Annotated in this window: 27 protein-coding genes and 1 pseudogene; 8 read left to right on the top strand and 20 right to left on the bottom strand. The window is 72.5% G+C overall.

Translation table 11 applies throughout. The features are described 5' to 3' along the window. Window positions 1–78: 78 nt before the first annotated feature. Window positions 79–1,092 (top strand): LysR substrate-binding domain-containing protein, encoded by a 1,014-nt coding sequence (locus O7635_RS27755; protein ID WP_278083424.1) that lies wholly within the window; start codon window positions 79–81, stop codon window positions 1,090–1,092. On the opposite strand, the gene O7635_RS27750 is transcribed toward O7635_RS27755, so the two are convergent. The 5 genes from O7635_RS27750 to O7635_RS27730 all read right to left on the bottom strand — a co-directional run bounded on the left by O7635_RS27750 (window position 1,081) and on the right by O7635_RS27730 (window position 6,899). Beyond that, window positions 1,081–2,577: an alpha-N-arabinofuranosidase gene (locus O7635_RS27750; protein ID WP_278083423.1), complete on the bottom strand. Its 1,497-nt coding sequence runs from the start codon at window positions 2,575–2,577 to the stop codon at window positions 1,081–1,083. The two genes, O7635_RS27755 and O7635_RS27750, sit on opposite strands and share 12 nt — an antisense overlap. A 9-nt stretch (window positions 2,578–2,586) precedes the next feature. Continuing rightward, window positions 2,587–3,450 carry a carbohydrate ABC transporter permease gene (locus O7635_RS27745; protein ID WP_278083422.1) on the bottom strand — a complete coding sequence of 288 codons (864 nt, stop codon included), beginning with the start codon at window positions 3,448–3,450 and terminating at the stop codon, window positions 2,587–2,589. Window positions 3,451–3,452: 2 nt separating this feature from the next. Then, entirely contained in the window at window positions 3,453–4,403 is a 951-nt protein-coding gene (locus O7635_RS27740) for a sugar ABC transporter permease (protein ID WP_278083421.1), read from the bottom strand. 14 nt (window positions 4,404–4,417) lie between these two features. Continuing rightward, window positions 4,418–5,767: an extracellular solute-binding protein gene (locus O7635_RS27735; protein ID WP_278083420.1), complete on the bottom strand. Its 1,350-nt coding sequence runs from the start codon at window positions 5,765–5,767 to the stop codon at window positions 4,418–4,420. Window positions 5,768–5,882: 115 nt separating this feature from the next. Next, window positions 5,883–6,899, bottom strand: coding sequence for a beta-L-arabinofuranosidase domain-containing protein (locus tag O7635_RS27730; RefSeq protein ID WP_278083419.1), 1,017 nt, complete (start codon window positions 6,897–6,899; stop codon window positions 5,883–5,885). A gap of 114 nt (window positions 6,900–7,013) precedes the next feature. On the opposite strand from O7635_RS27730, the gene O7635_RS27725 reads away from it, so the two are divergent. Beyond that, a complete protein-coding gene (locus tag O7635_RS27725; protein WP_278083418.1) occupies window positions 7,014–7,775 on the top strand; it encodes a phytanoyl-CoA dioxygenase family protein in 762 nt (253 codons plus the stop codon). Here the strand turns inward: O7635_RS27725 and O7635_RS27720 are convergent. Then, entirely contained in the window at window positions 7,741–8,430 is a 690-nt protein-coding gene (locus O7635_RS27720; protein ID WP_278083417.1) for a DUF1152 domain-containing protein, read from the bottom strand. The two genes, O7635_RS27725 and O7635_RS27720, sit on opposite strands and share 35 nt — an antisense overlap. 290 nt (window positions 8,431–8,720) lie before the next feature. Between O7635_RS27720 and O7635_RS27715 the strand changes: the two genes are divergently transcribed. Then, entirely contained in the window at window positions 8,721–9,464 is a 744-nt protein-coding gene (locus tag O7635_RS27715) for a TIGR04222 domain-containing membrane protein (protein ID WP_278083416.1), read from the top strand. Here the strand turns inward: O7635_RS27715 and O7635_RS27710 are convergent. Next, window positions 9,461–10,150, bottom strand: a complete 690-nt coding sequence (locus tag O7635_RS27710) for a hypothetical protein (RefSeq protein WP_278083415.1) — start codon at window positions 10,148–10,150, stop codon at window positions 9,461–9,463. The genes O7635_RS27715 and O7635_RS27710 overlap by 4 nt on opposite strands. Window positions 10,151–10,839: 689 nt before the next feature. Here O7635_RS27710 and O7635_RS27705 point away from each other — a divergent pair. Beyond that, window positions 10,840–11,148 (top strand): annotated as a pseudogene (locus O7635_RS27705) (GNAT family N-acetyltransferase); the annotation flags it as partial. Here the strand turns inward: O7635_RS27705 and O7635_RS27700 are convergent. The 6 genes from O7635_RS27700 to O7635_RS27675 form a co-directional block, all read right to left on the bottom strand. After that, on the bottom strand, window positions 11,119–12,843 hold the full coding sequence (locus tag O7635_RS27700; RefSeq protein WP_278085585.1) for a sodium:solute symporter family protein: 1,725 nt from the start codon (window positions 12,841–12,843) through the stop codon (window positions 11,119–11,121). The pseudogene O7635_RS27705 and the gene O7635_RS27700 sit on opposite strands and share 30 nt — an antisense overlap. 29 nt (window positions 12,844–12,872) lie before the next feature. Then, on the bottom strand, window positions 12,873–13,088 hold the full coding sequence (locus O7635_RS27695) for a DUF3311 domain-containing protein (protein ID WP_278083414.1): 216 nt from the start codon (window positions 13,086–13,088) through the stop codon (window positions 12,873–12,875). A gap of 100 nt (window positions 13,089–13,188) precedes the next feature. Next, window positions 13,189–14,064 carry a LysR family transcriptional regulator gene (locus O7635_RS27690; RefSeq protein ID WP_278083413.1) on the bottom strand — a complete coding sequence of 292 codons (876 nt, stop codon included), beginning with the start codon at window positions 14,062–14,064 and terminating at the stop codon, window positions 13,189–13,191. A 2-nt stretch (window positions 14,065–14,066) separates the two neighbouring features. Beyond that, complete coding sequence (locus O7635_RS27685; RefSeq protein WP_278083412.1) at window positions 14,067–14,933, bottom strand: LysR family transcriptional regulator; 867 nt, start codon at window positions 14,931–14,933, stop codon at window positions 14,067–14,069. Window positions 14,934–15,001: 68 nt separating this feature from the next. Next, window positions 15,002–15,700 (bottom strand): cation:proton antiporter, encoded by a 699-nt coding sequence (locus O7635_RS27680; protein ID WP_278083411.1) that lies wholly within the window; start codon window positions 15,698–15,700, stop codon window positions 15,002–15,004. Window positions 15,701–15,735: 35 nt separating this feature from the next. Next, complete coding sequence (locus tag O7635_RS27675) at window positions 15,736–16,893, bottom strand: exo-alpha-sialidase (protein WP_278083410.1); 1,158 nt, start codon at window positions 16,891–16,893, stop codon at window positions 15,736–15,738. 126 nt (window positions 16,894–17,019) lie between these two features. On the opposite strand from O7635_RS27675, the gene O7635_RS27670 reads away from it, so the two are divergent. Further along, window positions 17,020–18,243 carry an MFS transporter gene (locus O7635_RS27670; protein WP_278083409.1) on the top strand — a complete coding sequence of 408 codons (1,224 nt, stop codon included), beginning with the start codon at window positions 17,020–17,022 and terminating at the stop codon, window positions 18,241–18,243. Here the strand turns inward: O7635_RS27670 and O7635_RS27665 are convergent. The 6 genes from O7635_RS27665 to O7635_RS27640 form a co-directional block, all read right to left on the bottom strand. Continuing rightward, a complete protein-coding gene (locus tag O7635_RS27665) occupies window positions 18,224–19,027 on the bottom strand; it encodes an SDR family NAD(P)-dependent oxidoreductase (RefSeq protein ID WP_278083408.1) in 804 nt (267 codons plus the stop codon). The two genes, O7635_RS27670 and O7635_RS27665, sit on opposite strands and share 20 nt — an antisense overlap. A gap of 273 nt (window positions 19,028–19,300) precedes the next feature. Beyond that, window positions 19,301–19,465, bottom strand: coding sequence for a hypothetical protein (locus O7635_RS27660; protein WP_278083407.1), 165 nt, complete (start codon window positions 19,463–19,465; stop codon window positions 19,301–19,303). Window positions 19,466–19,474: 9 nt separating this feature from the next. Continuing rightward, the gene (locus tag O7635_RS27655) at window positions 19,475–19,903 is read right to left on the bottom strand and encodes a YbaB/EbfC family nucleoid-associated protein (RefSeq protein WP_278083406.1); all 429 of its coding nucleotides are present in this window, start codon (window positions 19,901–19,903) and stop codon (window positions 19,475–19,477) included. Between the two features lie 13 nt (window positions 19,904–19,916). After that, window positions 19,917–20,591, bottom strand: coding sequence for a hypothetical protein (locus O7635_RS27650; RefSeq protein ID WP_278083405.1), 675 nt, complete (start codon window positions 20,589–20,591; stop codon window positions 19,917–19,919). A gap of 18 nt (window positions 20,592–20,609) precedes the next feature. Continuing rightward, window positions 20,610–20,915, bottom strand: coding sequence for a hypothetical protein (locus O7635_RS27645; RefSeq protein ID WP_278083404.1), 306 nt, complete (start codon window positions 20,913–20,915; stop codon window positions 20,610–20,612). Between the two features lie 70 nt (window positions 20,916–20,985). Beyond that, window positions 20,986–21,762, bottom strand: coding sequence for a hypothetical protein (locus O7635_RS27640; RefSeq protein WP_278083403.1), 777 nt, complete (start codon window positions 21,760–21,762; stop codon window positions 20,986–20,988). A gap of 62 nt (window positions 21,763–21,824) precedes the next feature. Here O7635_RS27640 and O7635_RS27635 point away from each other — a divergent pair, with 62 nt between their 5' ends. From O7635_RS27635 to O7635_RS27625, 3 genes are all read left to right on the top strand, one after another. Then, window positions 21,825–22,331, top strand: coding sequence for an emopamil-binding family protein (locus O7635_RS27635; RefSeq protein WP_278083402.1), 507 nt, complete (start codon window positions 21,825–21,827; stop codon window positions 22,329–22,331). Next, window positions 22,328–23,128, top strand: a complete 801-nt coding sequence (locus O7635_RS27630) for an SDR family NAD(P)-dependent oxidoreductase (protein ID WP_278083401.1) — start codon at window positions 22,328–22,330, stop codon at window positions 23,126–23,128. The genes O7635_RS27635 and O7635_RS27630 overlap by 4 nt, the downstream gene beginning before the upstream one ends. Window positions 23,129–23,221: 93 nt before the next feature. Beyond that, window positions 23,222–23,617: a DUF805 domain-containing protein gene (locus tag O7635_RS27625; RefSeq protein ID WP_278083400.1), complete on the top strand. Its 396-nt coding sequence runs from the start codon at window positions 23,222–23,224 to the stop codon at window positions 23,615–23,617. A gap of 57 nt (window positions 23,618–23,674) precedes the next feature. Here the strand turns inward: O7635_RS27625 and O7635_RS27620 are convergent, their stop codons facing one another. Next, window positions 23,675–25,327, bottom strand: coding sequence for a RecQ family ATP-dependent DNA helicase (locus tag O7635_RS27620; protein ID WP_278083399.1), 1,653 nt, complete (start codon window positions 25,325–25,327; stop codon window positions 23,675–23,677). Between the last annotated feature and the right edge of the window lie 21 nt (window positions 25,328–25,348).

Below are 25,348 nucleotides of genomic sequence, written 5' to 3'. Positions count from 1 at the left end.
CACACGGTTGACATCCCGCCGCCGATCGATGAATGTTAACGCTAACATTCATTTTCGTATCACGAGAGGCGCGCCGACATGGCCGAGTTGGGCGCATCCCCCGCCTTCCATCGCCAGATCGCACCCGTCAACCGACCGACCTCCGGCGTCCCGGACGCCGTCGCCGCGGCCCGCATCGAGCTGCGCCAGCTGCGCTACTTCGTCTCCCTGGCCGAGGAGCTGCACTTCGGGCGGGCCGCCGCCCGGGAGCACATCGTGCAGTCCGCGCTCAGCCAACAGGTCCAGCGGCTCGAGCGCACCCTGGGCGTGCTGCTCGTGCGGCGCACCACCCGGCACATCGAGCTGACGCCGGCCGGCGCCCGGTTCCTGCTGGAGGCGCGGCAGATCCTGGAGCACGTCGACCGGGCCGCCGGGCTCGCCCAGGGGCTGACCGAGACGCCGCCCGCGCTGCGGGTCGGGCTGCTCGACGACGGCTACGAGGCCGCCCGGCCGGTGCTCCGGGCGCTCCGCGACCGCCATCCGGATGTCGAGGTGCACCAGGTCCAGGCGGGCGTTCCCGAACAGTGCCGGCTGCTCGCCGACGGGCGCCTCGACGTCGGCATCGGGCGCAGCTGCGGCGCGCCGGCGCAGATCGCGTCCGAGTTGTTCCGGCTCGACCCGCTCGGCGTGCTGGTGCCCGACGGCCATCGGCTGGCCCGGCTGCCCGTCGTGCCGGTCACGGCGCTGGCGGACGAGCCCGTGCTGCTGCCGGACGAGTCCCGGGCGCCGGAGCTCGCCGAGTTCGTCGCCGAGGTCTGCCGGGCGGCGGGCTTCGTGCCCAGGGCTCACCCCGGCACCGTGCAGAACCTGCGCGCCGCCGTCGACCTGGTGGCGGCCGGCGCCTGCGTGATGTGCGCGCCCGCGTCGAGCGCGGACCTGGCGGCGCCGACCCGGTGGCGCCCCCTCGCCCCGGCCGTACCGCGCTATCCGTGGTCGGTGCTGTGGCGCGCGGAACGGCCGTCGCCGGAGGTGCGCGCGTTCGTCGCCATCGCCCGGGAGCTGTCCCGGGCCGAGGGCTGGCGGGATCCGCGCCGCGTCGAGCTAGCGAGTTAGCCGGATCATGTTCCACGAGAGGGGCGGCAGGACGGCCTGAACCCGTCCACCGTCGACCTTCGGCGGGTCGAGGCGACGCGGCGCCACGCGGTCGGGCGCGGCCGCGGTGTTGACCGCGTCCGGGTCGTCGTCGGCCAGCGTGACGTGCTCGGCCACGGCCAGCTCCGGCAGTGACCGGGCGTCGACGTCGAGCGTCAGCTCCCGCTCCTGGTCGCGGTTGACCGCGAACAGCACCACACCTTCGTCGCCGTGCACCGCCACCGCGTCGAGCACCGGCACCTCGCCGTGCACCGCGGTCTCGTACGTCGGGCCGGTCGGCTCCGTGCGCAGCACCGTGCCGCGGCCGTGCCGGGAGGTCAGGGCGAACGGGTGGTAGCTGCTTTGCCGCCACGCCGGCCCGCCGGGCTCGGTCATGATCAGCCCGATCACGTTGACGAGCTGGGCCTGACAGCCGATGCGCACCCGGTCGGCGTGCTTGAGCAGGCTGATCAGCAGGTTGCCGACCACCACGGCGTCGGTCACGGAGTAGACGTCCTCGATCAGCCTCGGCGTCCGCTGGATCGGCAGGTTCTCCTCGCCGGCGAAGTCGCTCTGGTACCAGACGTTCCACTCGTCGAACGACAGGTTGATCCGCTTGCGGTGGCGGCCAGCCGCGCGCACGTGGTCGGCCGTCGCGATCACCGCCTCGATGAACGCGTCCATGTCGACCGCCGACGCCAGGAAGCTGCCGCGGTCGCCGTCGCGCTCCTGGTAGTAGGCGTGCAGCGAGACGTAGTCGGCCACGTCGTAGGTCTCGCCGAGCACGGTCGCCTCCCACGACCCGAACGTCGGCATGCCCCGCCCTGAACTGCCGCACGCGACCAGCTCGATCGACGGGTCGACCAGCCGCATCGCCTTGCCGGCCTCGGCCGCCAACCGGCCGTATTCGAGCGCCGTCTTGTGGCCGATCTGCCAGGGACCGTCCATCTCGTTGCCCAGACACCAGACCTTGATGCCGTGCGGCTCGGCCGCCCCGTTGGCCCGCCGCCGGTCCGACCAGTAGGTGCCGGACGGGTGGTTGCAGTACTCCACCAGGTTGCGGGCGGCGTCGATGCCGCGCGTGCCCAGGTTGACCGCCATCATCGACTCCGCACCGACCGAGCCGGCCCACCGCTGGAACTCGTCGACGCCCACGTGGTTGGGCTCGATGCTCCGCCACGCGAGATCGATCCGCGTCGGCCGCTCGGCGACCGGCCCGATGCCGTCCTCCCAGTGGTAGCCGGACACGAAGTTGCCGCCCGGGTAGCGCACGATCGGCACGCCCAGCTCGCGGGTCAGCGCGGCGACGTCGCGCCGGAAGCCGTGTTCGTCGGCCTCCGCGTGACCGGGCTCGTGGATGCCGTCGTAGACACAGCGGCCGAGGTGCTCCACGAAGCTGCCGTAGAGGCGCGGATCCACCTCTCCGACGCGGAACGCGGGATCGACGGTGAGCGCGGCGAAGTGCACGAATTCTCCTTAGCCCTTGAGTCCGGAGCCGGCGATGCCCTGGACGATCTGGCGCTGGAAGAGCAGGAAGACGGCCACGAGCGGGATCGCGCCGAGGATCGCGGAGGCCATCGTGTCCGCGTACCGGATGCCGAAGGCGCCCTGGACCGTCGCCAGGCCGACCGGGACGGTCATCAGGTCCGGGTTGCTCAGCACGAGCAGTGGCCACAGCAGGTCGTTCCAGGTCGTGACGAACGTGAAGATGGCGACGGCGGCGACCGCGGGCCGGGCCAGCGGCAGCACGATCCGCCGGTAGACGCGGAAGAAGCCGGCCCCGTCCATCCTGGCCGCCTCCTCGAGGTCGCGGGGCAGACCGTCGAAGAACTGCTTGAAGATGAACACCGCGATGGCGGCCGGGATCTGCGGCAGGATCACCGCCCAGTAGGTGTTGAGCAGCCGCAGCGCGTCGAACTCGCGGAACCACGGCACGATCAGCACCTGGCCGGGAATCATGATGCCGGCGAGGATGGCCCAGAAGACCACGTTCTTGTAGCGGAACCGCAGGCGCGACAGGGCGAACGCGGCCATGCTGGCCACCACCACCGTGCCGAGCGCGGCGAGGCTGGAGACGATGAACGAGGCGCCGTACCAGCTCCACATGTCGGTGTCACGCAGGGTGCGGGTGAACGCGTCGAACGTCGGGTTGTCGATGAGCCAGGTGGTGCGGGTCGTCTCGGCGTTCGGCTTGATCGCCGTGTCCACCGCCCACAGCAACGGCACGAGCCACAGCAGCGCGAACGCGATCAGCACGCCGGCGCAGATGCGGTTGAACAGCTTCTCCCGGCTGTGGATCCGCTCCATCGTCACGCCGGCGTCGGTCGTCGTGCTGGCCATCGTCACATCACCCTCTCCTGCCGGCGCACCAGCGTGAACCAGATCGCCGAGACCGCGAGCACCACGAGGAAGAACAGCATCGACACGGCGGCGGCGTAGCCGACCCGGTAGTTGGTGAAGCCCTCGTCGTAGACGTACTGGAGGATCGAGCGGGTGGCGAAGTTCGGGCCGCCCGCCGTCATCAGGTACATCTGGTCGAAGACCTTGAGCGAGGCGATGACCTGCAGCACCGCGACCAGTGTGGTGGTGCGGCCGAGCATCGGGATGGTGATGCGGCGGATCTGCTGCCACGGGCTCGCCCCGTCCATCGCGGCCGCTTCGTAGAGGTCGCGCGGGATCTCCTGCAGACCGGCGAGGTAGAGCACGAAGTTGAAGCCGAGCGTCCACCAGATGGTGGTGATGGCCAGCGACGGCATCGCCCAGGCGGCGTCACCCAACCAGCTCGGCGGCGTCATGCCCAGCTTGGTGATCGCCGTGTCGAACAGGCCGAGCGCCGGGGTGTAGAGCCACATCCAGATCAGCGCCACCACCGCGGACGGCAGGATGTACGGCGCGAAGAACGCCAGCCGGTAGAACCACCGTCCCCGCCCGACCCGGTTGGCCAGCAGCGCCAGCCCGAACCCGAGGATGACGAGCGGCGGCGTGGTCAGGATCGTGAACCACAGCGTGTGCCACAGCGACGACCAGAAGTCGGCGCTGCCCAACGCCTCGGTGTAGTTGCCGAACCCGGCCGCGCCGTTGAGGCCCGGCTTGACCAGGCTGGCGTCGGTGAAGCTGAGCACCAGCCCGTAGAGCGCCGGGCCGATGACGAAGGCCAGATAGAGGACCACGAAGGGGGCGAGGAACGCCGCCGCCGGCCGCCCCTGCCGCGCCGGCGCTCCCGGCGGGGGCGCGGTCGGCGCGATGCCGCGACCGGTGTCGGTCTCGGTCTGGGGTGAGGTCTGTGTGGACACGGGCGCCTCCCGGTCTACAGCGGCGACGCGGTGGCAGCCAACTGCTCCAGGCTGCCGCGCATCTGTGCGATGGCTTGTTGCGGTGTCGAGGCGCCGGCCAGAACGTCGCCGATGGCGGAGCCGGTGATGATCTCGAAGTTGGAGCCGGAGCCGGAGTACCAGCCTTCGGCGTCGTACGCGGCCGCGTCGGCGGCCGAGGCGTAGTTGGACTGCGGCGTCATCTGCGCGAACTCGCTGCTCTGGGCGAACGGCAGCCACAGCGGCACGTGGCCGCCCTCGGTCCACGTCTTCGACTGGTCCAACATGGACCGCACGAAGGTCAGGGAGCGGTCGATCCGGGCCTGGTCGCGGTGCGGCTGGCGGGGCAGCACGAAGGTGTGCGAGTCGGCCTGCACGGCGTAGTTGCCGCCGCCGAACACGTTCGGGAACAGCGTCATGCTGAACGGCAGCTTCGCGGTCTGGAAGGTCGTGATCTCCCACTCGCCCTGGAAGAAGAAGCCGGCGTCGCCGTTGGCGAACATCGCGATCGAGCCCTGGTAGTCGATCGGGTTCGGGAACAACCCGTCGCGGGTGAGCGCCTGCATGAACTCGAGGACCTGCGTCGCCTTCGCGTCGTCGATCACCACCCGCGTGCCGTCGTCGGCCAGCATCTGCCCGCCGAGCTGCGAGTAGAACGACTGGAACATCCGCCACGGCGTCGAGGTTTCCGAGACGAACGCGACCACCCCGCCGACCGTGCCGGTGACCTCCTTCGCCTTGCGCATGGCGTCGACGAACGCCTCGGGGCTGTCGATCGGCTTGAGCTTGCCGCCCGCGTCGAGCAGGCCGGCCTCCTGGCAGATGTCGGTGTTGTAGAACATCACGAACGGGTGGGTGTCGATCGGAATCGCGTACGCCTTGCCGTCGACCAGACCCGCCTCCCACGCCCGCTGGTTGAACTTGTCCGGCGTCATCCCGTGCCGGGCCAGGTCTTCGGGGCGGAGCTCCTCCAGCAGGTCGGCCCGCACGAGGTTCTTCATCCGGGTTAGGTGCGAGATGGCGACCTCCGGCGGGCGGTCCCCGAGCGTGGCCAGCGACAGCTTCGTGTAGTAGGGATTGCCCCAGGCCAGCGTGACCGCGGCGAGCTCGATCCCGGGGTGCTCCTGCTGGAAGGCGTCGAGCATCTGCTGCATGCGCACGCCGTCGCCGCCGCCGAACAGGTTCCAGTAGTCCAGGGTCCCGGTGTCCCGGGCGGCGGTGAGGCCGCTGGCCACCGACGAGCACCCGGCGGTCGCGCCGAGCCCGACGGCCGCCGCCGCGGCGCCCAGCAGGCGGCGTCGGGACCAGCCGCCGGTCGATTCTCGCCGATCAGGATCAAGCGTCATTGCTCCGTCCTTTCCGCGCCGGCGCGTTGACTGAGCCTTGCCGCCGGGCGGACGGGACGTCCACGGGTTGATCTTCGCAAATCAAGATGGCCCGGGCGCGAATCGCGAAAGATCGTCACCGTGCGCGCAGCGTGAGCTCGTCACCGGGTCGCCAGGCGCGTTCGACGTCGGCGTAGGTGCCGGCGCGGGTCGGCTGTGGTCGCCCGCCGGCGACGGTCAGCTCGGCGCGGGTGGCCCAGGGCGGCACCCGCAGCGACAGCGTCCATTCCCTGGCCGGGGTCTCGCACACGCGTACCGTCACGTCGGTTCTGGCGATCTCGACGGCGAGCGTGATGCGGCCGTCGCCCAGCCGAGCGGTCAGCACGCACGGCGCGTGCAGCTGGATCTGGACGCCGTCAGCGTCGGCGGTGGCGAGGTAGTTGTCCATGGTGGACAGGATCCGCCTGGTGTCACGGGCGGGGCCGGCGGCGAAACCGTTGTGCAGCAGGCGATCGGTGGCATGGGCGTAGCGTGGGTCACCGGTCGCGAGCAGCATGCGCCAGGCCCATTGCACCATGGGGTACGCGTGGTCGGCGGTCAACGCGGTGGCGGCGAACCGGGCGGCCAGCGTCTCGAGCAGCTCACGGTCGTCACACTCGGTGGCGACGTCCGCGGCGCCGGCCGCGGCCTGGGCGGTGTCGTGTTTCACGAGCTTGCCGGCCAGGTCGAGGAAGCGGCGGTTGTCGGTCTCGCGGAACAGCTCGACGAGCGCCCTCGCCGCGTCGGGGTCGTCGTCGGTTACGTCGGTGGCGACGGCGAGGAGGTCGCGGTCGCCGGTCGCCCTCACCTGGGCGATAGCGGCGTGGATCAGGTCGGCGGTCGGCGGGGGCCGGGTCGCGAGCAGCTCGGCGGTGGCCTCCCGCTGAGCGCTCAGGAGATCGGGCGCGGGCTGCCTGGCGTACTCCCAGGCGAGGGCTTCGAGCCACTGGCAGACGTGCCCGGAGTCGGTGCGGCCGGCGGGGATCGCGACGGTCCGGTTGACGTGCTGGCGGGCCGCCCACGGCCCGCCGGTGATCCGGACGGCCCCGAGCGGCAGCGGACGCAGCCTGCAGGCCGCGGCGGCGGTGGGGGCGACAGGCCCCGCGCTCGGCATGCCGCCAGCGAACGCTCCGTGGCCGGGTGGCCGCAACCACCGAATCGCGCAGGCACTTTTCGCCGCGACTGATAAGTTGTCGCCCGCCGGGCTCCATGCTCTGGAGGACAGCCGATGCTCTCTTCGCCGCAACGCGCCGCGTTCGCGCTTCATGGGCTGTTGCGGCTGCCGGCCGCCCTGCCCGACCCGGACGTCGCCGCCATGCGTGACCGGTTCTGGTCATTCCTGACGGCCGAGCACGGACTGCGGCCTGACGACCCGGTGACGTGGACGGTCGAGCATCCCCGCCACCTCCAGGCGTTGCGGCGGTCGGGCGCGTTCGCGCCGCTGGGCGGCGCACAGGTGGTCGGCGCGCTCGACGATCTGTTGGGTGTCTGGCGGCGCCCGACCTCCTGGGGCCTGCCGCTGGTCACCTTCCCCCGCACCGGCCGCTGGCGACTGCCGGCCACCGGCTGGCACGTCGACTCGTACGGGCCCGAGCACGACCTCCCGGGCGTGACCGTCTTCGCGTTCCTGCTCCCGGTGGCCGCGGCCGGCGGCGGCACGGCCGTGCTGGCCGGCTCGCACCACCTGGTCAACCGGCACATCGCCACGACCGGCACCTGGCGACCGGCCGAGGTGAAGGCCGCCCTCACCGCCGCGCACCCGTGGCTGCGCGAAACCTGGCGCGGCAACCGCGAACCAGGCGACGAGGCCGTCCTGGACGGAATCAGCGTCGAGGTACGCGAACTGACCGGGAACCCCGGCGACGTGGTCCTCATGCACCCGCGCACCCTGCACGCGCCGTCCCCCAACACCGGTCCCACCCCGCGGATGATGCTGGTCGAGATCATCTCCCGGCTCAGTGCGGGAAGGCCCGAGGCGTCCGTGGTGTGATCTCGGCGCGGAACTGCTCTATGCGGGTCCAGACCTGGCGCATGCCGACAGTCTGCTCGAGCCGGTCCAGGTAGAGGTTCCGTGCCGCGATGCCCGCGAGGTCGAAGGTGAAGTACATCGCCATCAGCGGGTTGACGAACAGGCGCGTGTCGCTCGTGCGCCGGGTGAAGCGGACGTCGCCGTGCCGACCCGCGAGCGCCGCGGCGATCTGGCCGTTGACGATGCTGGGACGCAGCGGCGTCGCGGCCTGGGCGTGGGCGACCGCGGCGCGGTAGAGCGCCGCCTCCGTGGATCGGCTCGGCACGGAGAAGGCGCCGAGGTACGCGCCCGCGGCGTCCAGGTCGGCGATGTTCTCGAGGACCTGGGTGTGGTTGACCCCGTGATAGGCGTCGATGCCGAAGCCGATGCACGCCACGAGCCGCACGGGCACCGTGTCGAGGCCGGCGACGGCGGCGAGGCTGGTCATGTCCTCGGCCGGCGTGCCCAGGCCGGCCTCGTCGCCGCGCAGCAGAATGTCGGTGCCGCCGTCGACGAGCACGATCGCGTCGATGCCGAGCCGGTCGACCAGGCCTTGGTACGCCGCACGCAGCGGCCGGACACCGATCTGCGGGAAGGCGTACACGGTGGAGGGTAGGTCGTTGTTCGCCAGCCACACCGCCAGAGTGCGCTCCGGGAAGTAGTCGTCCGGGCCGGCCGTGGCCGGGGTGATTCGAGCGACGTTCTCGTCGTCCCAGACGTCGAGGTCGAGCAGGTGGAGCTCGGTGAACGAGAGGTTCGCGAGGTGAACCCGTTTGCCCTCGGCCCGCAGCGACAGCGCCAGCGGCAGGCCCGAATAGACGTCGAAGCCGCCGCCGGCTCCGGCGACGAGTATGTGCTCGCAGGTGGCGAGGGCGGAGAAGAGCGCGTTGGTTTTGATCGCTACAGGGTAGGCATACGCGTGCGCGGATGGCGCACACTGCCGGCATGGGGGCGCGACGCGAGCTTCTCGTGACGGAGGTCGCCTGTCTGGCAGGCGGGCGGTGGGGGGCGACCCGCACCGGGCTGGTGATGTTGTTGGCGCGCGGCCTGCTCGGCACCAACATGGCCGGGCGGATAGAGCGGCGCGGGAGCTCGCCGCGGGCCGGCGAGCCGCTGGAGCGGGCGCTGTTCACGGCATTGGTCGGCCGCAGCGGCGCGCGCGAGGTGGCGGAGAAGCCACGAATGCGGCGCGCCCTGGTCCAGCTGCGCCGCGGCCTCGAGCGGCGCGGGCTGCTCCGGCGCTGGTATGTGCGGGTGTTGGCGCCGCTCGCGCTGACCGTCGTGCCCGGCTGGCTCGTGGCCCGGTTGGCCGGTCGGGGCGTCGTCTCGCCGACCGTCGCGGTGTGGCTGGTCGCGGGCGGCGCGGTCGCGGCCTGCTTCTTCCTGCCCCGCCGCCGGCTGGCCGGCGCGCGGGAGTTGCGCCGGTTGCGCGCCGCCCACGCCGGCCTCATCGACGCCGAGGAGAACCTGTCCCCGGAACAGCAGGGGTTGGCGGTGGCGCTCTTCGGCGACGCGGCCCTGCTGCGCATCATGCCGCGCCTCGCCCGCGGCGTCGGACTGCTCGACGGCGGCCGATGGAGCCGATTCGTCCACCACGGCAACGGCGGCTACGGCGACTGGACCGAGACCGCGTCGAACCAGATGAACGACAACAACCCCGCCTCACCCTAGTGCCAGGCCCAGCCGGCGAGGGTTACGAGGACGGCGGACCCGGCGACCGTCGCGCGCGCCGCGAGTGCGGCCGTGCGGTCGAGCCAGCCGGTTGCGGCCAGGGCCACACCCCAGGGCAGGGAGTACGTCAGCGCGTACTGGCCGAGGCTCGTGATGTCCGGGTCCCCGAAGGCCAGGCCGAGCTCGAGCGGCAACCCCACCGCGACGACGGCGCCGAGCCCGACCTGGGCGGGCCGGCCCGGACGCCAGTCGTCCGGCTCGCGCCACACCACACCCACGGCGACGCAGGTCGCGACCGCGCCGCACACCGCGACCCCGGCCGCGAAGGTCACCACCGTGGCAAGGTTGTGCTGCCCCATCGACCAGGCGCCGTTCACGTTGAACCAGTCCCGGACCGCGACCACGCCGAAGCCGGCGACCTGAGCCCCCACGATCGCCGCGACCACCGCGGCCGGACGCGCCCAACCCGGCCGCCGCCACGCGATGACCAGGCCCGCCGCCGCGAGACAGGCCAGCATCGGCCACACGGTGAACGGATAGTTCCAGCCGTACTCGGTGCCGAGGCCGTTCGCCCTTTCGTTCCGCCCAGGGACGGCCGCCGCGGCGGACGCTGCCAGCGCGCACACCAGGACCAGGCCGCCGGCCGCCGCCGTGGTCACCCGCGCAGGTGCGACCGCCACATCCATGCCGGGACCAACGTCGGCCGACGAAAATCGGTTGCGGCATGCCGGGATCACTCCAAGGATGAGGGTCCACGAACACGAAGGGAGGTCGCGCTGATGAACGCCGTCGTGCCCCGACCTCCGTGTGAGACGTGAGGCGGGCACACCACCCGAACACAGAGGGATGTGCCTTGACCGAGACGATCCTGCGCCCGATCAGCGGGCCGGACGAACTGCCCCTGTTCCGCCAACTCCGCTACCAGCTCGACGGTGAGCTCGACCGTGACCTGGCCGACGGCCGCCGCAGGCCCGAGTGGCTCTGGGTCGCGGTCCGCGACGATCGGGTGATCGCCCGCCTCGGCTGGTGGACCTGGCGACGCGGCGAGTCGCCGTACGCGCTCGACTTCTTCGACTTCGACGACTCCCCCGGCAGCGTCGCGGTCGCCCTCGACCTGTTCGCGGCCGCCACCAAGGCCGTCTTCCCCGACGGCGGCACGCTGCCCCATTACATCCGGTTCACCCCACCCGACTGGCACGACGACCCCGGGGCGAAGGGTCCGATCGAGGACCGGATCGCCGCCCTCGAACGGACCGGCGCGCGCCTGCTCGTCGAACGCCTCCGGCTCGAATGGCTGCCGGAGCGCGCGGTGCCGCGGCCGAAACGCACGCTCACCTTCCGCCCCGTCGACAGCCGCGCCGAGCTGGTCGCCCTCATGGCCGACGTGCTCGAGGGCACCCTCGACGCCCACAGCCGCGCCGAGCTCGCCGGCACGACCCCGGCCGAACAGGCCGCCCGGCAGTACGACGAGGAGCTGCTCGGCTACCCGTCCCCACGAGAGTGGTGGCGGATCGGGGTCGACGCCGACGACAACCCCGTCGGGTTCGTGATCCCCGCCCGCAACTCGTACAACCCGATCATCGCCTATATCGGTGTGGCGCCGGCGCACCGTGGCCGGGGCTACGTCGACGAGCTGCTGGCGGAGGGCACCCGGCTACTCGCGGCCGAAGGTGTTCCGCGGATCCGGGCGGCGACCGACGTCGGCAACGTGCCGATGGCGCGGGCGTTCGCGCGGGCCGGGTACCACGTGTTCGAGCGACAGGTCGACATGACCTGGGACTGACCCCGAGCGCGGCCCGCCGGCTCGTGCGTGCGCGCCGGCGGGCCGGTTCGGCAACCCGTCGAGGATCTCGTCCAGCCGCTTGACCATCGGGTCGTCGGCGTCGGCGACGTAGTCGTCCGGCCGGGTCTCGTCGCGGCCAGGCGGCACCCGCAGCAGCCGCAGGAGCGCCGTCAACACCAGCACGACCAACAGGTTGACGGCGAGCGCGACGAGTCCGATGTAGATGGTGCTGTCGCCGACCGGCATGCTCGACCCGCCGAAGTGGGCCTTGACGACCCGGCCGTCGGCGCCCGTCTGCGCGGTGTCCCACAGGAGGAAGACGCCGGCGGCCAGGCCGGTGACCAGGCCCGCCACCAGCGCCCGGCGGTCGAACCAGCCCGTCAGCAGGCCTAAGAAGACGGCGGGGATCGTCTGCAGGATGATCACCCCACCGATCAACTGCAGGTCGACGGCGTACGACGGGTCGAGCAGCACGATGAACGCCACGGCGCCGAACTTGACGACCAGCGAGGTCCACCGGCTCACCCGGGCCTCCTCGGCCGGCGAGGCGTCCGGGCGCAGGTAGCACCGGTAGATGGAGCGCGTGAACGCGTTCGCTGCGGAGATGGACATGACCGCGGCCGGGATGAGCGCGGCGATGCCGAGTGCCGCGTAGGCGATCCCGGCCGACCAGCCCGGGAACAGCGAGTGGAACATCTGCGGCATGACGGTGTTGAGGTCGCCGTCGATCGGCCGGATGCCCTCCGACAGCGCGAAGAAGCCGAGCAGCGCCATCAGCCCGAGCACGAGGCAGTAGACCGGCGACGCGGCGATGTTGCGGCGTACCGTCGCCCGGTCCTTGGCCGCGAGCATGCCGGTCACGGCGTGCGGGTAGGCGAAGACCGACAGCACCGAACCCACCACCAGCGTCACGAAGCCGAGCTGTCCGGTCGGCGCGAGCAGCAGCCCGTCGTTGGGCGACGGCGTGCTGGCGAAGTACGCACCGGCGCGCCGGAAGATGCCCGCCCAGCCGCTGGACATCGCCACGACCAGCAGCGCCGAGACGACGATCCAGGCCAGCAGCACGTCCTTGGCGATGGACAGCAGCGCCGGGGCGCGCAGGCCCGACCGGAAGGTGCTCAGCGAGACGACCGCGACGGCGGCCAGCAGCGGCCACTCGCCCGTCACGCCGACCGTGCGGAAGACGGCCCGCAGGGCCAGCAGCTGGACGGCCACGTAGGGCATGGTCGCGAGGATCCCGGTGACGGCGACGAGCGCGCCCAGGCCCGGCGAGCCGAACCGGGCGCGGGCGAACTCCCCCGGGGTGAGCAGCCCGTGCCGGTGGGCGACCGACCAGATCCGGGCGGTGAACACGAAGGCCAGCGGCGTCGTGATGATCGCGAACGGCACGGCGAAGAACCCGATCGCGCCCACGCCGTACGTCAGCGCCGGCACGGCGACGAACGTGTAGGCGGTGTACATCGTGCCGCCGAGCAGGAACCAGGTGACCCAGTTGCCGAACGCCCGGCCGCCGACGCCCCACTCCTCCAGCGTGTGGATGTCGGTCGGCCGCCGCCAGCGGGCCGCCGCGAAGCCGAGCAGCAGCATTGCGGCCATCAACGCGAGGAACACCCCGACCTCGACGGTCACCGCCAGCTGTCCCGCCGCTCGCGGGTGGCCAGGTGCACGACGGTGATGGCGACGCTGGCGAAGACGGCGCAGAGCAGCTGGTACCAGTAGAAGAACGGTAGGCCCCAGAGCGCCGGCTCGGCCCGGTTGTAGAGCGGCGTGAGCAACGGGGCGACCGTCGGCGGCACCAGCAGCAGGTGCCACGTCCGGGATGGGCGAGCGGGCCGCGCCACGTCTCCTCCTCGACTGTCACCGATCGGGACGCGCTCGATCACAAACGGTGCAGGGCGAGAAAGCAAAGACGAAACGTCACTGTCCCCATAGGCCAGTGCTCTACATCGATGTGTCCGGCGTCGCGGCCTGGCGCATCCGCCGCACGAACAGCTGGGCGGCGGCCGACAGCGCGCCCGCCCGGAACAGCAGGCCGTAGGCGACGGGGATCGGCGGGTCGAGCCGGCGGACCACGGCGCCGCGGGCCGCCGCGTCCCGGGCGTAGGCCTCGGAGACGAACGCGACGCCGGCGCCGGCCAGCACCAGGGGCACGACCGCCTCGCGGTGCGCCGTGCGGACCGCGGGCCGCATCGCCACCCGATGCCGGGCCAGGGCGGCGCGGACGGCGGCCCGGGCGGCCGTGGATCCCTTCGGCGTCTCCACGAGCGGCCGGCCCGCCAGGGCGGCCAGCGGCACCGGGTCCGGCAGGGCGGCGCAGTCGGCGGGCAGGACGAGGCTGACGAGCCGGCTCTCCAGCACGTGGCTGCGCAGCTCCGGATGCCGCACCGGCAGGTAGGTCAGGCCCACCTCGCAGTGCCCGTCGACCAGCATGCGGACCAGGTCGTCGTCGTCCTTGGGACCGAAGAGCCGCACGGACAGGTCCGGCCGCGCCCGCTGGAGGTCGGCCAGCACCGGAGCGAGCTCGACCGCGAGCCCGTCGTGCACCGCCAGGTCCACACTCGACGGACCGGGCACGGCGGCGCGGGCGGCGGCCAGGTCGTCGAGCACCCGGCGGGCCGGGTCGAGCAGCGCCTTGCCGTCGGCGGTCAACGTGAGCCCGCGGTGCCGCCGCTCGAACAGCGCCACGCCGAGCTCCCGCTCCAGCGCGCGGATCGACTGTGACAGGGACGGTTGCGCCACGTGCAGGGCGGCCGCCGCCGCGCTCACGCCGCCGTGCTCGACGACCGCGACGAAGTAGGCCAGGCGCCGGAAGTCCACGCTCACGCCCGCGCGTGGTCGACGAAGGCGGCGGCGATCGCGGTGAGCGCGCCGGGCCGGTGCACGAGACCGTAGGCGAGCCGCAGCGGTGGTTCGACCGGCCGCACGACCGCGCCCCGGGCGGCCACCTCCGGCGCCGCCGCGTCGGTCAGGAAGGCCGCGCCGACGCCGGCGAGCACGAGCGCCGTCGACAGGTCCCGCTGTCCACACTCGACGACCAGGCGCGGCCGGACGCCGGCGTCCCGCAGCGCCGCCTCGACGAGCCGCCGTTGGGTGGACCCGTGCGGCACCCCGACAAGGGGATGGCCGTCGAGGGTCGACAGCGGCACCGGCCCGGCGGCCACCGACGTGCCGGGCGGGAAGGCGAGCACGAAGGTGTGCCGGCCCAGCGCGACGGTGTGCAGGTCGTCGAGGGGCGCCGGCAGGTAGTCGAGGCCGAGCTCGCTGACGCCGGTGCGGACCCGCGTCACCACCGCGTCGCCGGCCGACCAGTCCGGCGCGCGGTCGAGGTGCACGAGCACGTCCGGGTGGGCCGCCACGAAGGAGCCGACAAGCCGCGCCCCGGGATGGACGGCCAGCGGTGCGCCGGCGACCAGCTCCAGGACCGCCCGCTGGTGGCCGCCGACGGAGGCACCGAGCCGCGCGACGTCGTGCATGAGCTGCCGAGCCGGGCCGACGAACCGGCGCCCGGCGCCGGACGGCACCACCCCGTGGGCGACCCGGCGGAACAGCGCCACGCCCAGCTCCCGCTCGAGCGCCTTGACCGACTGGGAGAGCGTCGGTTGGGCGAGACCGAGCGCGGCGGCCGCACGCCCGAACCCGCCGTGCTCGACCACCGCGAGGAAGTTGCGCACCTGACGCGGGTCCATTGCGTCAGTGTTACGCCCCCGCCCGGCTCCCGCCATCCCGTCCACCCGGCGGCGGGAAGCCGCGAACCCTAGTCGGTGGGCGCCGGGCCGAGCAGGCGCACCTCTTCGATGTCCATCGAGGCCTGCAGGTCGCGCAGGACGATGTCGTCGATCTCGCGGTCGTCGCGCATCCGGGTCACCGCGCGGCGTTTGTGGTCGAGCACCTCCAGGCGTACGCGGCGGTCGACCTGGTCCTGCCACGCCTGCACGCCGTGGTCCGGGCCTTCGGCCCGCAGCTGCTCCAGGTGCCCCTCGTAGTCCTCGCGGATCCGCGCGACCACCTCGTCGGGCGCGCCGAACCGGGTCGCGACGTCCGGCAGCGCCCGCAACGCCTCCTCCGACGCCCGGATCCGTGCCAGCCGGGTCTCCTCCTCCCGCGCCTCGTCGCCGGTCTGGCCCGACCAGCGCACGACCGCCGGCAGCGTCAGGCCCTGCACCAGCACGGTCACGACGATGACCAGCACGACCGCCGACAGGATGATGACCCGCAGGTTGGAGCGGATCTCCCGCAGGCTGGTGTTGAGGCTCTCCCAGTAGAGGATGGGCGGCAGGAAGAGCAGCAGCACCACGTCGGAGGGCAGCCGCACGTCCGAGAGCGCGGGGATCAGGGCGAGCAGGGCGCCGAACGTGATGAGCAGGACCGGCGGGGCGACGCTGTACCGCTGACCGATCGCCGTGCCGACCAGAACGGTGGCGCCGAGCACGACGACCAGCAGCAGTCCCTCCATAGGCTGCTATCGTGCCCGACGCCGCCGCCGGATGCTCAGTACTCGCTGGCGTAGCTCTGCATGATCCAGAGCGAGCCGCCGTTCGGTGAGGCGCCGCCGCCCTCGACCGTGCTCTTGGGTTTGGCGTTGTAGGCCAGGGTGAGGAAGCGCCCGCTCGACACCTCGACGCTCGACGGGTTCGCCTGGTCGCCCGAGCCGGAGTTGTAGATCAGCACCTTCCGCAGCCCGGTCGTCGGCCACGGCGCCAGCGGGCTGTCGATCAGGATGCCCTGCGTCGGGCGGAGGCTGACCGCCTTGTCGCCGAAGGTGAACAGCACCTTCTTGTCCTGGGTCACCAGCAGGTGGTGGGAGCTGGCCTGGACCGGCAGGTCCTGCACGTCGTAGTAGCTCTGTGGCCCGGCGAACGTGTAGGGGTTCCACTTCAGCACCTTGGCCGGCGCGCCGTTGGACACCGAGCCGTTGTTGAGCTCGTGCCGCACGACCGCGACGACCGTGCCGTCGATCTGCACGAAGCTCGGTTCCGTGTAGGTGTGGGTGAAGCCGTTGGCGGCCGGGGCGTTGGCCGCGAGCTGGAACGCGTCGGCCGCCAGCAATCGCGGCGCGGTCACCGGCCGCCAGGTGGCCCGCACGAACCAGGCGCCGGTGTTGTTGTAGACGGCGATCAGCACCTGGTTGACCGAGCCGCCCTGGTCGGGCAGCGCGAGGACGCTGGCGTGCTGGGCGGGCACGCTGCCCGGGATGCCGGCGACGACGAGCTTCTCGGGGTCGTCGAACCTGGTCCAGCCGGGCTTCCAGACCGACGAGTAGACGCCGTCGCCCGGCACGAAGAACGTCATCACGACCGCGCCGTCGTTCATCTTGCCGAGCTTCGGGTCGCGCATGTCCTTGCCGGCCATCAGCGACGGGTGGGCCAGCGCCGGGACCGGCGCCGACCAGCTCGTGCCGTTGGCGGTGCCGTAGGACAGCTGCACCGTCCCCGGGTCGCCCTGGTGGGATTTCGCCTTGTGCCAGACCGCCATGAGCCGGCCGTCGGCGAGCTTGAGGATGTCGGGGAACCGGGCCTCGTAGTCGCCGGGCTCCTGGTAGAGCTTCATCAGCTGGGTGACGGCGGCCGCCGGCGCCGGGTTGACTCCGACGGCCATCGCCGCGACGACGACGGCCACGAGCGCTGCCCACAGTCTTCTGCTGTTCATCTGCGCGGTCATCCCTTTCGACGGAGGAGCTCCTGGCGCGCGCTGGATCGATGGAAGTTCATATGAAACATCGTTCCATGTCAACCGCTTGACCCTCGACCCGGTCGAGGGCCCAGCCTGACGGCCATGATCGACCTGCTGCGGGTACGCGACTTCCGGCGCTACTACGTCGGGTTCACCGCCTCGGCGTACGGCGACGCGTTGACGCCCTTCGCCCTGGCCTTCGCGGTGCTGGAGCTGACCGGCTCGCCCTCGGCGCTCGGGGTGGTGCTGCTGAGCACGCGCCTGCCGGTCATCGTGCTCGCGCTGGTCGGCGGGGCGGTCGGCGACCGGTTCGCCCGGCGGACGGTGCTGGTGGCCGCCGACGTCGTGCGGTTCGTCGCGCAGGGCCTGACCGCCACGGTCCTGCTCACCGGCGTGGCGTCGCTGTGGATGCTGATCGTGCTCCAACTCGTGGCCGGTGCCGGCGCGGCGTTCTTCACCCCGGCGGCCCAGGGCCTGGTGGCGTCGGTGGTCGACGCGGGGCGACTGCGGCGGGCCAACTCGCTGCTGGCGATGTCGCGCAGCGCGACCGCGATCCTGGCGGTGGGTTCGGCCGGAGCGCTGGTGGCGTTGACCGCGCCCGGGTGGGCGATCGGGGTGGACGCGCTCACGTTCCTGGTCAGCGCGGCCTTCCTCGGTGGCCTGCGGGTCGCCGGGACGCCGACGGCCGGCCCGGGGCTGCTCGCGGGCATCCGGGAGGGCCTGACCGCGCTGCGGGGCCGCGGCTGGTTCTGGCTGTGGACGGCGCACGCGAGCCTCATCAACATGCTGGTCATCGCGCCCCTCTTCGTGCTGGGCCCGTACGTCGCCGACCGCCACCTCGGCGGTGCGGCGGCGTGGGCGACGGTCGGCATCGGCTACACGGTGGGCGGCCTGCTCGGCGGGGTGGTCAGCTCCGCGTGGCCGGCGGGCCGCCCGATGGCCGCCGCGCTGGCCGGCTTCCTGCTGATCGTGCCGCTGGCGGCCGCGCTCGCCGCTCCGGCGCCGCTGTGGCTGGTCGTGACCGCGAGCCTGCTGGGCGGCGCGCAGGCCACCGTCTACAACGTCTTCCAGGCGACGACGGTCCAGCAGGACCTGCCCGCCGACCTGATCGCCCGCGCGACATCGGTGCTCACCCTCGGCGGCGTGGTCGCGGCGCCGATCGGCATGGCCTTCGCGGGCCCGATCGCGGCCGCCGTGGGCACCCGCACGACGTTGACCGCCGTGGGCGTGCTCGCGGTCGTCGTCACCCTGGCCGCACTGGCGGTGCCGGCGACGTGGCGGGTCCGGCCGCCGGCTGAGTCGGTGGTCAGCGTGGGTCGATGGTGATGGGGGTCAGCAGGGCGGCCGTGCGGTCGAGGAGATCGTGCTGGATGGTCGGGTCGGTGGCGGCCGGGTTCGGGCGGGCCGGTTCGCTCTCGTCGAAGTAGCGGCCGTTGAGCGGGCCCGGCAGGCCGGCCACATGCAGGATGTTGCGGGCGCCGACCTCCGGTGGGTCGCCCTGGATCGAGAACATGCCGCTCAGCAGGCGCGAGTGGATGACGCCCGGGTGCATGCTGACCGCTTCGGCCGCCGTGCCGTCGAGGCGGGTGGCCAGCCAGCAGGTGTACGTGACGATGGCGAGCTTCGATCGGGCGTACGCGGTGACGCCGGAGTAGCCGCCCACCGCCAGGCCGAGGTCCGCGAGGTCCAGGCGCTCGGACAGGTGGGTCGCGGACGCGATGTTGAGGATCCGGCCGACGCGGTCCCGCAGCACGGTGCTGAGCACCACTGTGGACAGGTAGTTGGTCTGGAGCGTCGCCTCGATGCCGTCGTCGGTGACCGTGCGGCGCCGCGCCCCGGGCCGGCCGGCGTTGTTGACCAGCAGGTCGACGCGGTCCGCCGTCTCGCCGATCGCGGCGCCGAGGGCGGCGATCTGGTCGAGGTGACCGAAGTCCGCCGGCAGGTAGGTGACCCGGCCGCCGAGGCCGCTCAGGAAGCCCTCCACCTCGGCCCGGGGCTCGAGACCGTGCAGGACCAGGTGACCGACCCGGCCCGCGAGCCGGACCGCCGTGGCGCGGCCGATGCCGTCGGTGGCGCCGGTCAGCACCACGGTGCGGTCGGTCGGGTCCATCGTGGATCAATCTAGCCGTCGAGCGTCGCCAGGGTGGCGTCTCACATCCGGTCGGCGAGTCGCGGGTCGACGGCGAGGTCGCGGGCGGTGATCGTGACATCGCCCCGGCCCGGGCCGGGGCGAGCGCGGTCCCGCGGCTGATCTCCGACGTGGCGCCGGTGACGACGGCCCGCTTGCCGCGCAGGTCGAGACCACCCGGTTGGTTCACTCTGTGTGACGTGCCCTAAGACTCCGCCGCCACCCCGGCCCTCCTCGGCGGGACGGCCCAGCGCGTCAGAAGTGCCGGCGGGGGCGCTTGTGCGGGGGCTTCTCGTGGAATTCGCGCTCCTTGCGCGCGCGCCGCCGGCGGAAGTACGCGTGCAGCCCGTACCAGAGGGCCGTGAAGAAGACGATGACGAAGACCGGCCAGAGGATGGCGCCGACGACGGCTCCGCGCATGGTTTCCGCCTAACTCCGCGACTGCAGGCGACTCACGGCGACGATCGCGTCGTTCATCGAGCGGCTCAGTTCGCCGAGGGTCTCGGTCATGGTGTCCTCGAGCTTCGCGGCGTCGCGCAGGACGTCGGTCGGGCTGTCGGTGCCGAGCACGCCGGCCAGCGCCGCGTTGACCGACGTGGCCAGCGCTTCGCGGGCGCCGGCGTGGGCGGTCATGATCTCGGCGGCGAGCTCCTGGGGTGTCAGCCGCAGCGCGGTGGGGTGGATCTCCAGACCGCGAAGGGCCTGGTCGGCGCCGATCTCGACGGTGACGAGGCCGCGTTCGGTGGTGAACGCCGCGGTGGTCTCGGCGAGGGTGCGCTGCAGGTCGCCGAGGCCGCGCATGCGTTGCTCGGTCTCGCGGATCGACCGGTCGAGGTCTTCCAGTCGCGCATCGTCCATGTCGGCTCCTCCGTCAGACGCTCTTGGCCTCGAACACGGTCGGCGTGCGGTAGTCGATCTGCAACTGCCGCAGTCGCTCCGGGGTGGGCACGCCGTCCTTGGCGGCCTTGGTCTGCGCGAAACCGACACCGACGGAGGCGACGGCGGCCGCCAGCGCCACGACGAGCGCCTTGACCATCACCGAGGCCTGGGCGATGAAGAAGCTGATCATGTTGCCGAGCTGCAGTGACATCGCCGTGGCGGGAGCCGCGGTGATCGGGTTGAGACGGAGCACGAGGAGCGCCATCAGCGTCAGCAGGACGGCGCCGACGAAGGTCAGGATCGCCACGTAGGTCGTGATGAACGCGGTGCCGGTCACCGCCAGCATGGCCCCGGCGTCGTCGGCCGCCTTCTTCAGCGCCAGCACCTCGACCTTGAAGTCGATCAGCGACCGCTTGAACGCGTCCTTGTCGTCGGCGACCCAGTCGATCCCTTCGAGCAGGGCCTGGTCGATGTGCCTGACCATGCCGTCGAGCCGCTTGGAGATCTGCTCCCAGCCTTCGCTCTTCGCGTCGTACATGCCCAGCGGGTTGGCGGCGAGCGACGCCGCGAGCGCGACGCCCCAGGCGGCCGTCGGCGCGAGGCCGGCGCTGGCCTTGAGCTTGGTCATGACGAGCGCGAACAGAATCGCGCCCTCGACTCCTGGCACGGCTCCCGATCCTTTCCCTCAGCCCTTGACCACGACGGTGTTGGCGTTCTCGGCGGCGACCCACGCGTCGCGCGCCCTGCCCAGCTCGGTCACGTAGTCGTCGACGGTGCGCCCCATCTCGTCGAGCGTCGTCTCGACACGCTGGCACAGGTCGCCGTAGGACACCGCGAGCGGGATGCCCACGATGCCGAAGCCCGGAAAGCCCACCTCGGTCGCGGGCAGCTGCGCCTTGGCGCCGGCGACGCCGTTGTCCCCGTCGGCGACCTGGTCGCGCAGGTAGGTCGCCACGGCGTCGATCGCCTCCGACGAGATGTGCTTGGCCATCGGGCTTCCTTCCTTAGCCGCGCCGTCGCCACTCACCGTACCGGCCACGTCGCAACCGCGCCGCCCCCGCTCAGTCGGCCTCCCAGAGGCTCGCCGCGGGAAGCCGGGCCAACTCCTTCGCCTCGACCGGTCGCAACGCCATCGCCGGCAGCGCCGACTCGACGCGCCACCCCCGGGTGTGGACGAACACGACGTGCTCGGTCAGGCACCACCGCGCGGTGTCCGGCGCGACGACCGTGGGTCCCGCCGCACCGCACGGCGTCCACGCGGGCGCGATCGTCACGGTCAGCTGCCGGCCGGCGGCCTCGTCGGGATAGGGCCGCTCGGCGACGACCACCTGGACGCTCCACCGGCCGGCGCCCGCCCGCGTCGGGGCGAAACCGGGAAGGTCGACCACCATCAGCGGTACGCCCACCGCGCGGAAGTCACCGGCTCGCCAGACCGGCTGCCCGAGCCGCCCGACGGCCACCGCCGCGACCACCACCAGCAGCACGACGCCCGCGCCGGCCAGCCGTGCGCCGTGGGCGACGGCGAGGTGGGCGACGAACGCGGCAGCCGCCCAGCAGACCGCCACGGCCGGCCCGTCCCGGGCCGGACCGCCGATCGCGACCCCCAACGGCACCAGGACGATCGCGACCAGCGGTACCGCGACGTGCGCCGCCGTCAGCCGCCGCACCAGCGTGTAGACCGCCACCACGGCCGTCGTCGCGAGCCCGGCCGCCCAGACGCCGGCGATCGGCCCGGCCGTCGCGCCGAAGTCGCGGTCCGCGAGCGCCACCGACGTCGCGGCGACACCGCCGGCCGTCAACAGCCCGGCCACCGCCCCGTCGACCCACCGCGCGACCATCCGCCCACTGTGTCACGGCTCAGACCTTGTTGGCGCGGCCGGCGGACGCCAGGATCGGGGCCATGACCGTCCCGCTGCGCGACCGGAAGTACGACCTGTACTTCGTCGCGTTCCTCGCCCTCAACGCGACCGTCATCACCTACGTCGTCGACCTGGAGCAGATCGTCGTCGCCGACCCGGCCGACTTCGACTATCCATTGTGGCCGCCCGGCCCGGCGATCGACCTCGTGCACTGGTGGGGATCGCACTACGACCCGCTGCTGATGGCCCGCCCACCGTTCTGGCGGATGACCATCTGGATCGATCTGGTGTTCTTCGGGCCGTTCTACCTCTTCGCCCTCTACGCGTTCATCCGAGGTCGCGACTGGATCCGCGTCCCGGCGCTGGTCTGGTCCGGCACGATGCTGGCCAACGTCCTGATCATCCTGATGGACGAGCGGTACGGCGTGACCCCGGCGCCCAACTTCGCCATCGTCGTGGCGGCCAACGCCATGTGGCTGCTCACGCCGTTCCTGATGATCTGGCGCATGTGGCACGACCGCCCCTTCACCCGCCTGGCCGCGGCGTGAAGGCCCGCTTCGCCGACCGCTACGGGCCGTGGGCGCTCGTGGCCGGCGCGTCGGAGGGGCTGGGCGCCGCCTTCGCCCGCCGGCTGGCCGAGCGGGGCCTCAACCTGGTCCTCGCCGCCCGCCGCCCCGAGCCACTCGCCGCCCTGGCCAACACCCTGCCGACGGAAACCGTCACCGTGGCCGCCGACCTGTCGACAGTGGACGGCGTGCGGACGGTGACCGACGCGGCCGTCGGGCGCGAGGTCGGACTGGTGGTGGCGAACGCGGCGTACTCGCCGATCGGCCGCTTCCTCGACCTGGACCCCGCGGAGACCCGCCGCGCCCTGGACCTCAACTGCCACATGCCGCTGGCGCTCGCGCACCACTTCCTGCCCCCGATGGCGGCCCGCGGCCACGGCGGTTTCGTGGTGATGTCGTCGCTGGCGGGCCAGCAGGGGTCACCGCCGATCAGCGCCTACGCGGCCACGAAGGCGTTCGGCGCCATCCTGGCCGAGGGCCTGTGGGCGGAGCTGCGCGGCACCGGCGTCGACGTCGTCACCTGTGTCGCCGGCGCGGTCGCGACTCCCAACCTCGCGGACGCGAAGGCCCGCCCCGCTCCTGGCACACAAACCCCGGACCAGGTGGTACGCGCGACGCTGCGCGGCCTGGGCCGCGGCCCCCGGGTGGTGCCCGGGCTGGGCATGCGCGTCTCCTCGGTCGTGATGACACGGCTGCTCCCCCGCCGGGCCGCGATCGCCGTCATCGCCCGCGCCTCCCGCGACCTGACGAGAAATGATCAACCGAGCGGGCTTTCCTGAACTGGCTGCTCGGCCATTGATTCCGGTACGTCGATCTGTTTCGCTCCCTTGGCTGCGCTCGTGCAGCCCCATCCATCGACACCGGAGACGGTCATGTCCTTCACCACCGCCATCAAGTCCGTCCTCACCCAGTACGTCGGATTCAGCGGCCGCGCCCGCCGGTCCGAGTACTGGTGGTTCGTGCTCTTCTCCTTCCTCGTCAACGCCGTCGCCAGCATCCTCGACAGCGCGCTGTTCGACGCGACTCCCGGCCGCCCGGGCATCTTCGGCATCATCGTCGGCCTCGCCCTGTTCCTGCCGGGCCTGGCGGTCGCGGTGCGCCGCCTGCACGACACCGACCGCTCGGGCTGGTGGATCCTGATCGCGCTGATCCCGCTCGTGGGCGCGATCGTCCTGCTGGTCTTCATGGTGGGCGACAGCAAGCCGGGCCAGAACCGCTTCGGCGCCAACCCCAAGGAGCAGGCGGTCGCCGCCCCGGGTTTCGCGTGACGCACCGCGGTGGCCGGGCCCGTCGAGGTCCGGCCGCCGCCGCGTACACAGTGGACGTCAGTCCTCGACGGTCAGGATGCCGTTCTCCAGCACCGCCGGGGTCAGGTGCCGGTAGCCGATCGAGTCGAACGCGACGGTGAGCTCGTGGTCGTCCTGCGACAACAGCGTCCCTTCGCCCCACAACCGGTGCCGGACCCGCTTCGCCGCCGGGTCCGGGGTGTGGTGGCGTCGACCGACCTGGGCCTTGGACGGCTGCGCCCGCGCCGCCGCGGCCGCCTCGTCGTTGTCGCAGGCCCCGCACGGCGGGTCGTAGTGCTCCCCGAAGTAGCCCAGCAGCTCGGACCGGCGGCACCGGTCGGTCTCCGCGTACTCGCGGGCCGCCTCGATCCGCGACCGCAGGATCGACTGCTGGCGGCCGCCTTCCCGGGTCACCAGCGCGAACGTGTCCGGCGGCAGCTGGTCCGCGCGGACCACGCCGTCGCTGCCGTCCGGCTCGAGGAAGCCCAGCTCCGCCAGCTCCTGGACGACCCGCAGGACCTGCTGCCGGCTGACCCCGCTCGCGTCGACGACCGCCTTGACCGCGACCCGGCCCGGCGCCGCCTCGACCGCGTCGACGACCTTGTGGACGGTGTCGGCCGAGATCCGCGAACGGGCGGCCAGCAACCGCGGGATCCGCACGGTACGCGGGTCGTAGACCACCACGGCGCGGGCCGGCCGCCCGTCGCGGCCGGCCCGGCCGATCTCCTGGTAGTACTCGTCGAGGCTGCCCGGCACGCCCGCGTGCACGACCGTGCGTACGTCCGGCTTGTCGATCCCCATGCCGAACGCGCTGGTCGCCACGACCACGTCGAGCTTGCCGGCGAGGAAGTCGTCCTGCACCTGCGCGCGGCGCGCCGCCGGCAGTCCCGCGTGATAGGGCGCCGCCCGGTACGCGTCCAGGTCCAGCCGCGACGCCAGGGACTCGCAGCGGGCGTGCGTCAGCGCGTACACCAGGGTCGGGCTGTCGTTGGCCAGCACCACCTCGACCGTCCGGTCGTCGATCGCCCGGTCCTCCGGCAGGTCGTGGCGGGTGCGGCGGACGGCCAGGTGGATGTTGGGTCGGTCGAAGTCGGTGACGACGATACGTGGTCGGCGCATCTTGAGCTCGCGGGTGATGTCGGCCTGCACCGGCGGCGCCGCGGTCGCGGTGAGCGCGACCACCGTCGGGCCGCCCAACGCCTCGGCCACCATCGGCAGCCGGAGATATTCGGGCCGGAAGTCGCGACCCCACTGGCTGACCAGGTGCGCCTCGTCGACGGCGAACAGGTTGACGCCCGACAGCGCCGACACCGACTCCTGGTTTGCCAGCTGCTCCGGGCCGAGCATCACGAAGTCGACCTGGCCGGCGCGCAGGCCGGCGAGCGCGTCGGCCCGTTCGCCGTGGTGCTGCGACGAGTTGAGCTGCACCACCCGGACCGGCTCGCCGGACGGCTTCACCCGGCGCCCGAGCGCGGCCGCCTGGTCGCGTTGCAGGGCGATCAGCGGCGACACCACCACCGTCAGCCCGCCCAGCACCAGCCCGGCGACCTGGTAGATCGCGCTCTTGCCGCTGCCGGTCGGCAGCACGGCCAGCGTGTCGCGCCCCGAGACGACGGAGTCCGCGGCCGCGCGCTGCCCCGGCCGCAGGTCGAACCCGAAGACCGCTTGCGCGACGCGGTCGATTTCCCCCATCGCACCGAGGCTACGTCAGGG

This window comes from Asanoa sp. WMMD1127, assembly GCF_029626225.1.
Lineage (GTDB): Bacteria > Actinomycetota > Actinomycetes > Mycobacteriales > Micromonosporaceae > Asanoa.
This window is presented reverse-complemented; position numbering and strand designations above follow the sequence as displayed.

What these genes read in the sequence shown, in the direction of transcription:
- O7635_RS27675 (WP_278083410.1), bottom strand. Translation starts at nt 16,893, where the DNA reads ATGAACAGCAGAAGACTGTGGGCAGCGCTCGTGGCCGTCGTCGTCGCG.
- O7635_RS27620 (WP_278083399.1), bottom strand. Translation starts at nt 25,327, where the DNA reads ATGGGGGAAATCGACCGCGTCGCGCAAGCGGTCTTCGGGTTCGACCTG.
- O7635_RS27680 (WP_278083411.1), bottom strand. Translation starts at nt 15,700, where the DNA reads ATGGAGGGACTGCTGCTGGTCGTCGTGCTCGGCGCCACCGTTCTGGTC.
- O7635_RS27745 (WP_278083422.1), bottom strand. Translation starts at nt 3,450, where the DNA reads ATGGCCAGCACGACGACCGACGCCGGCGTGACGATGGAGCGGATCCAC.
- O7635_RS27730 (WP_278083419.1), bottom strand. Translation starts at nt 6,899, where the DNA reads ATGCCGAGCGCGGGGCCTGTCGCCCCCACCGCCGCCGCGGCCTGCAGG.
- O7635_RS27715 (WP_278083416.1), top strand. Translation starts at nt 8,721, where the DNA reads ATGGCGCACACTGCCGGCATGGGGGCGCGACGCGAGCTTCTCGTGACG.
- O7635_RS27710 (WP_278083415.1), bottom strand. Translation starts at nt 10,150, where the DNA reads ATGGATGTGGCGGTCGCACCTGCGCGGGTGACCACGGCGGCGGCCGGC.
- O7635_RS27685 (WP_278083412.1), bottom strand. Translation starts at nt 14,933, where the DNA reads ATGGACCCGCGTCAGGTGCGCAACTTCCTCGCGGTGGTCGAGCACGGC.
- O7635_RS27645 (WP_278083404.1), bottom strand. Translation starts at nt 20,915, where the DNA reads ATGGCCAAGCACATCTCGTCGGAGGCGATCGACGCCGTGGCGACCTAC.
- O7635_RS27735 (WP_278083420.1), bottom strand. Translation starts at nt 5,767, where the DNA reads ATGACGCTTGATCCTGATCGGCGAGAATCGACCGGCGGCTGGTCCCGA.
- O7635_RS27625 (WP_278083400.1), top strand. Translation starts at nt 23,222, where the DNA reads ATGTCCTTCACCACCGCCATCAAGTCCGTCCTCACCCAGTACGTCGGA.
- O7635_RS27665 (WP_278083408.1), bottom strand. Translation starts at nt 19,027, where the DNA reads ATGGACCCGACCGACCGCACCGTGGTGCTGACCGGCGCCACCGACGGC.
- O7635_RS27660 (WP_278083407.1), bottom strand. Translation starts at nt 19,465, where the DNA reads ATGCGCGGAGCCGTCGTCGGCGCCATCCTCTGGCCGGTCTTCGTCATC.
- O7635_RS27700 (WP_278085585.1), bottom strand. Translation starts at nt 12,843, where the DNA reads ATGGCCGCAATGCTGCTGCTCGGCTTCGCGGCGGCCCGCTGGCGGCGG.
- O7635_RS27635 (WP_278083402.1), top strand. Translation starts at nt 21,825, where the DNA reads ATGACCGTCCCGCTGCGCGACCGGAAGTACGACCTGTACTTCGTCGCG.
- O7635_RS27725 (WP_278083418.1), top strand. Translation starts at nt 7,014, where the DNA reads ATGCTCTCTTCGCCGCAACGCGCCGCGTTCGCGCTTCATGGGCTGTTG.
- O7635_RS27655 (WP_278083406.1), bottom strand. Translation starts at nt 19,903, where the DNA reads ATGGACGATGCGCGACTGGAAGACCTCGACCGGTCGATCCGCGAGACC.
- O7635_RS27670 (WP_278083409.1), top strand. Translation starts at nt 17,020, where the DNA reads ATGATCGACCTGCTGCGGGTACGCGACTTCCGGCGCTACTACGTCGGG.
- O7635_RS27755 (WP_278083424.1), top strand. Translation starts at nt 79, where the DNA reads ATGGCCGAGTTGGGCGCATCCCCCGCCTTCCATCGCCAGATCGCACCC.
- O7635_RS27640 (WP_278083403.1), bottom strand. Translation starts at nt 21,762, where the DNA reads ATGGTCGCGCGGTGGGTCGACGGGGCGGTGGCCGGGCTGTTGACGGCC.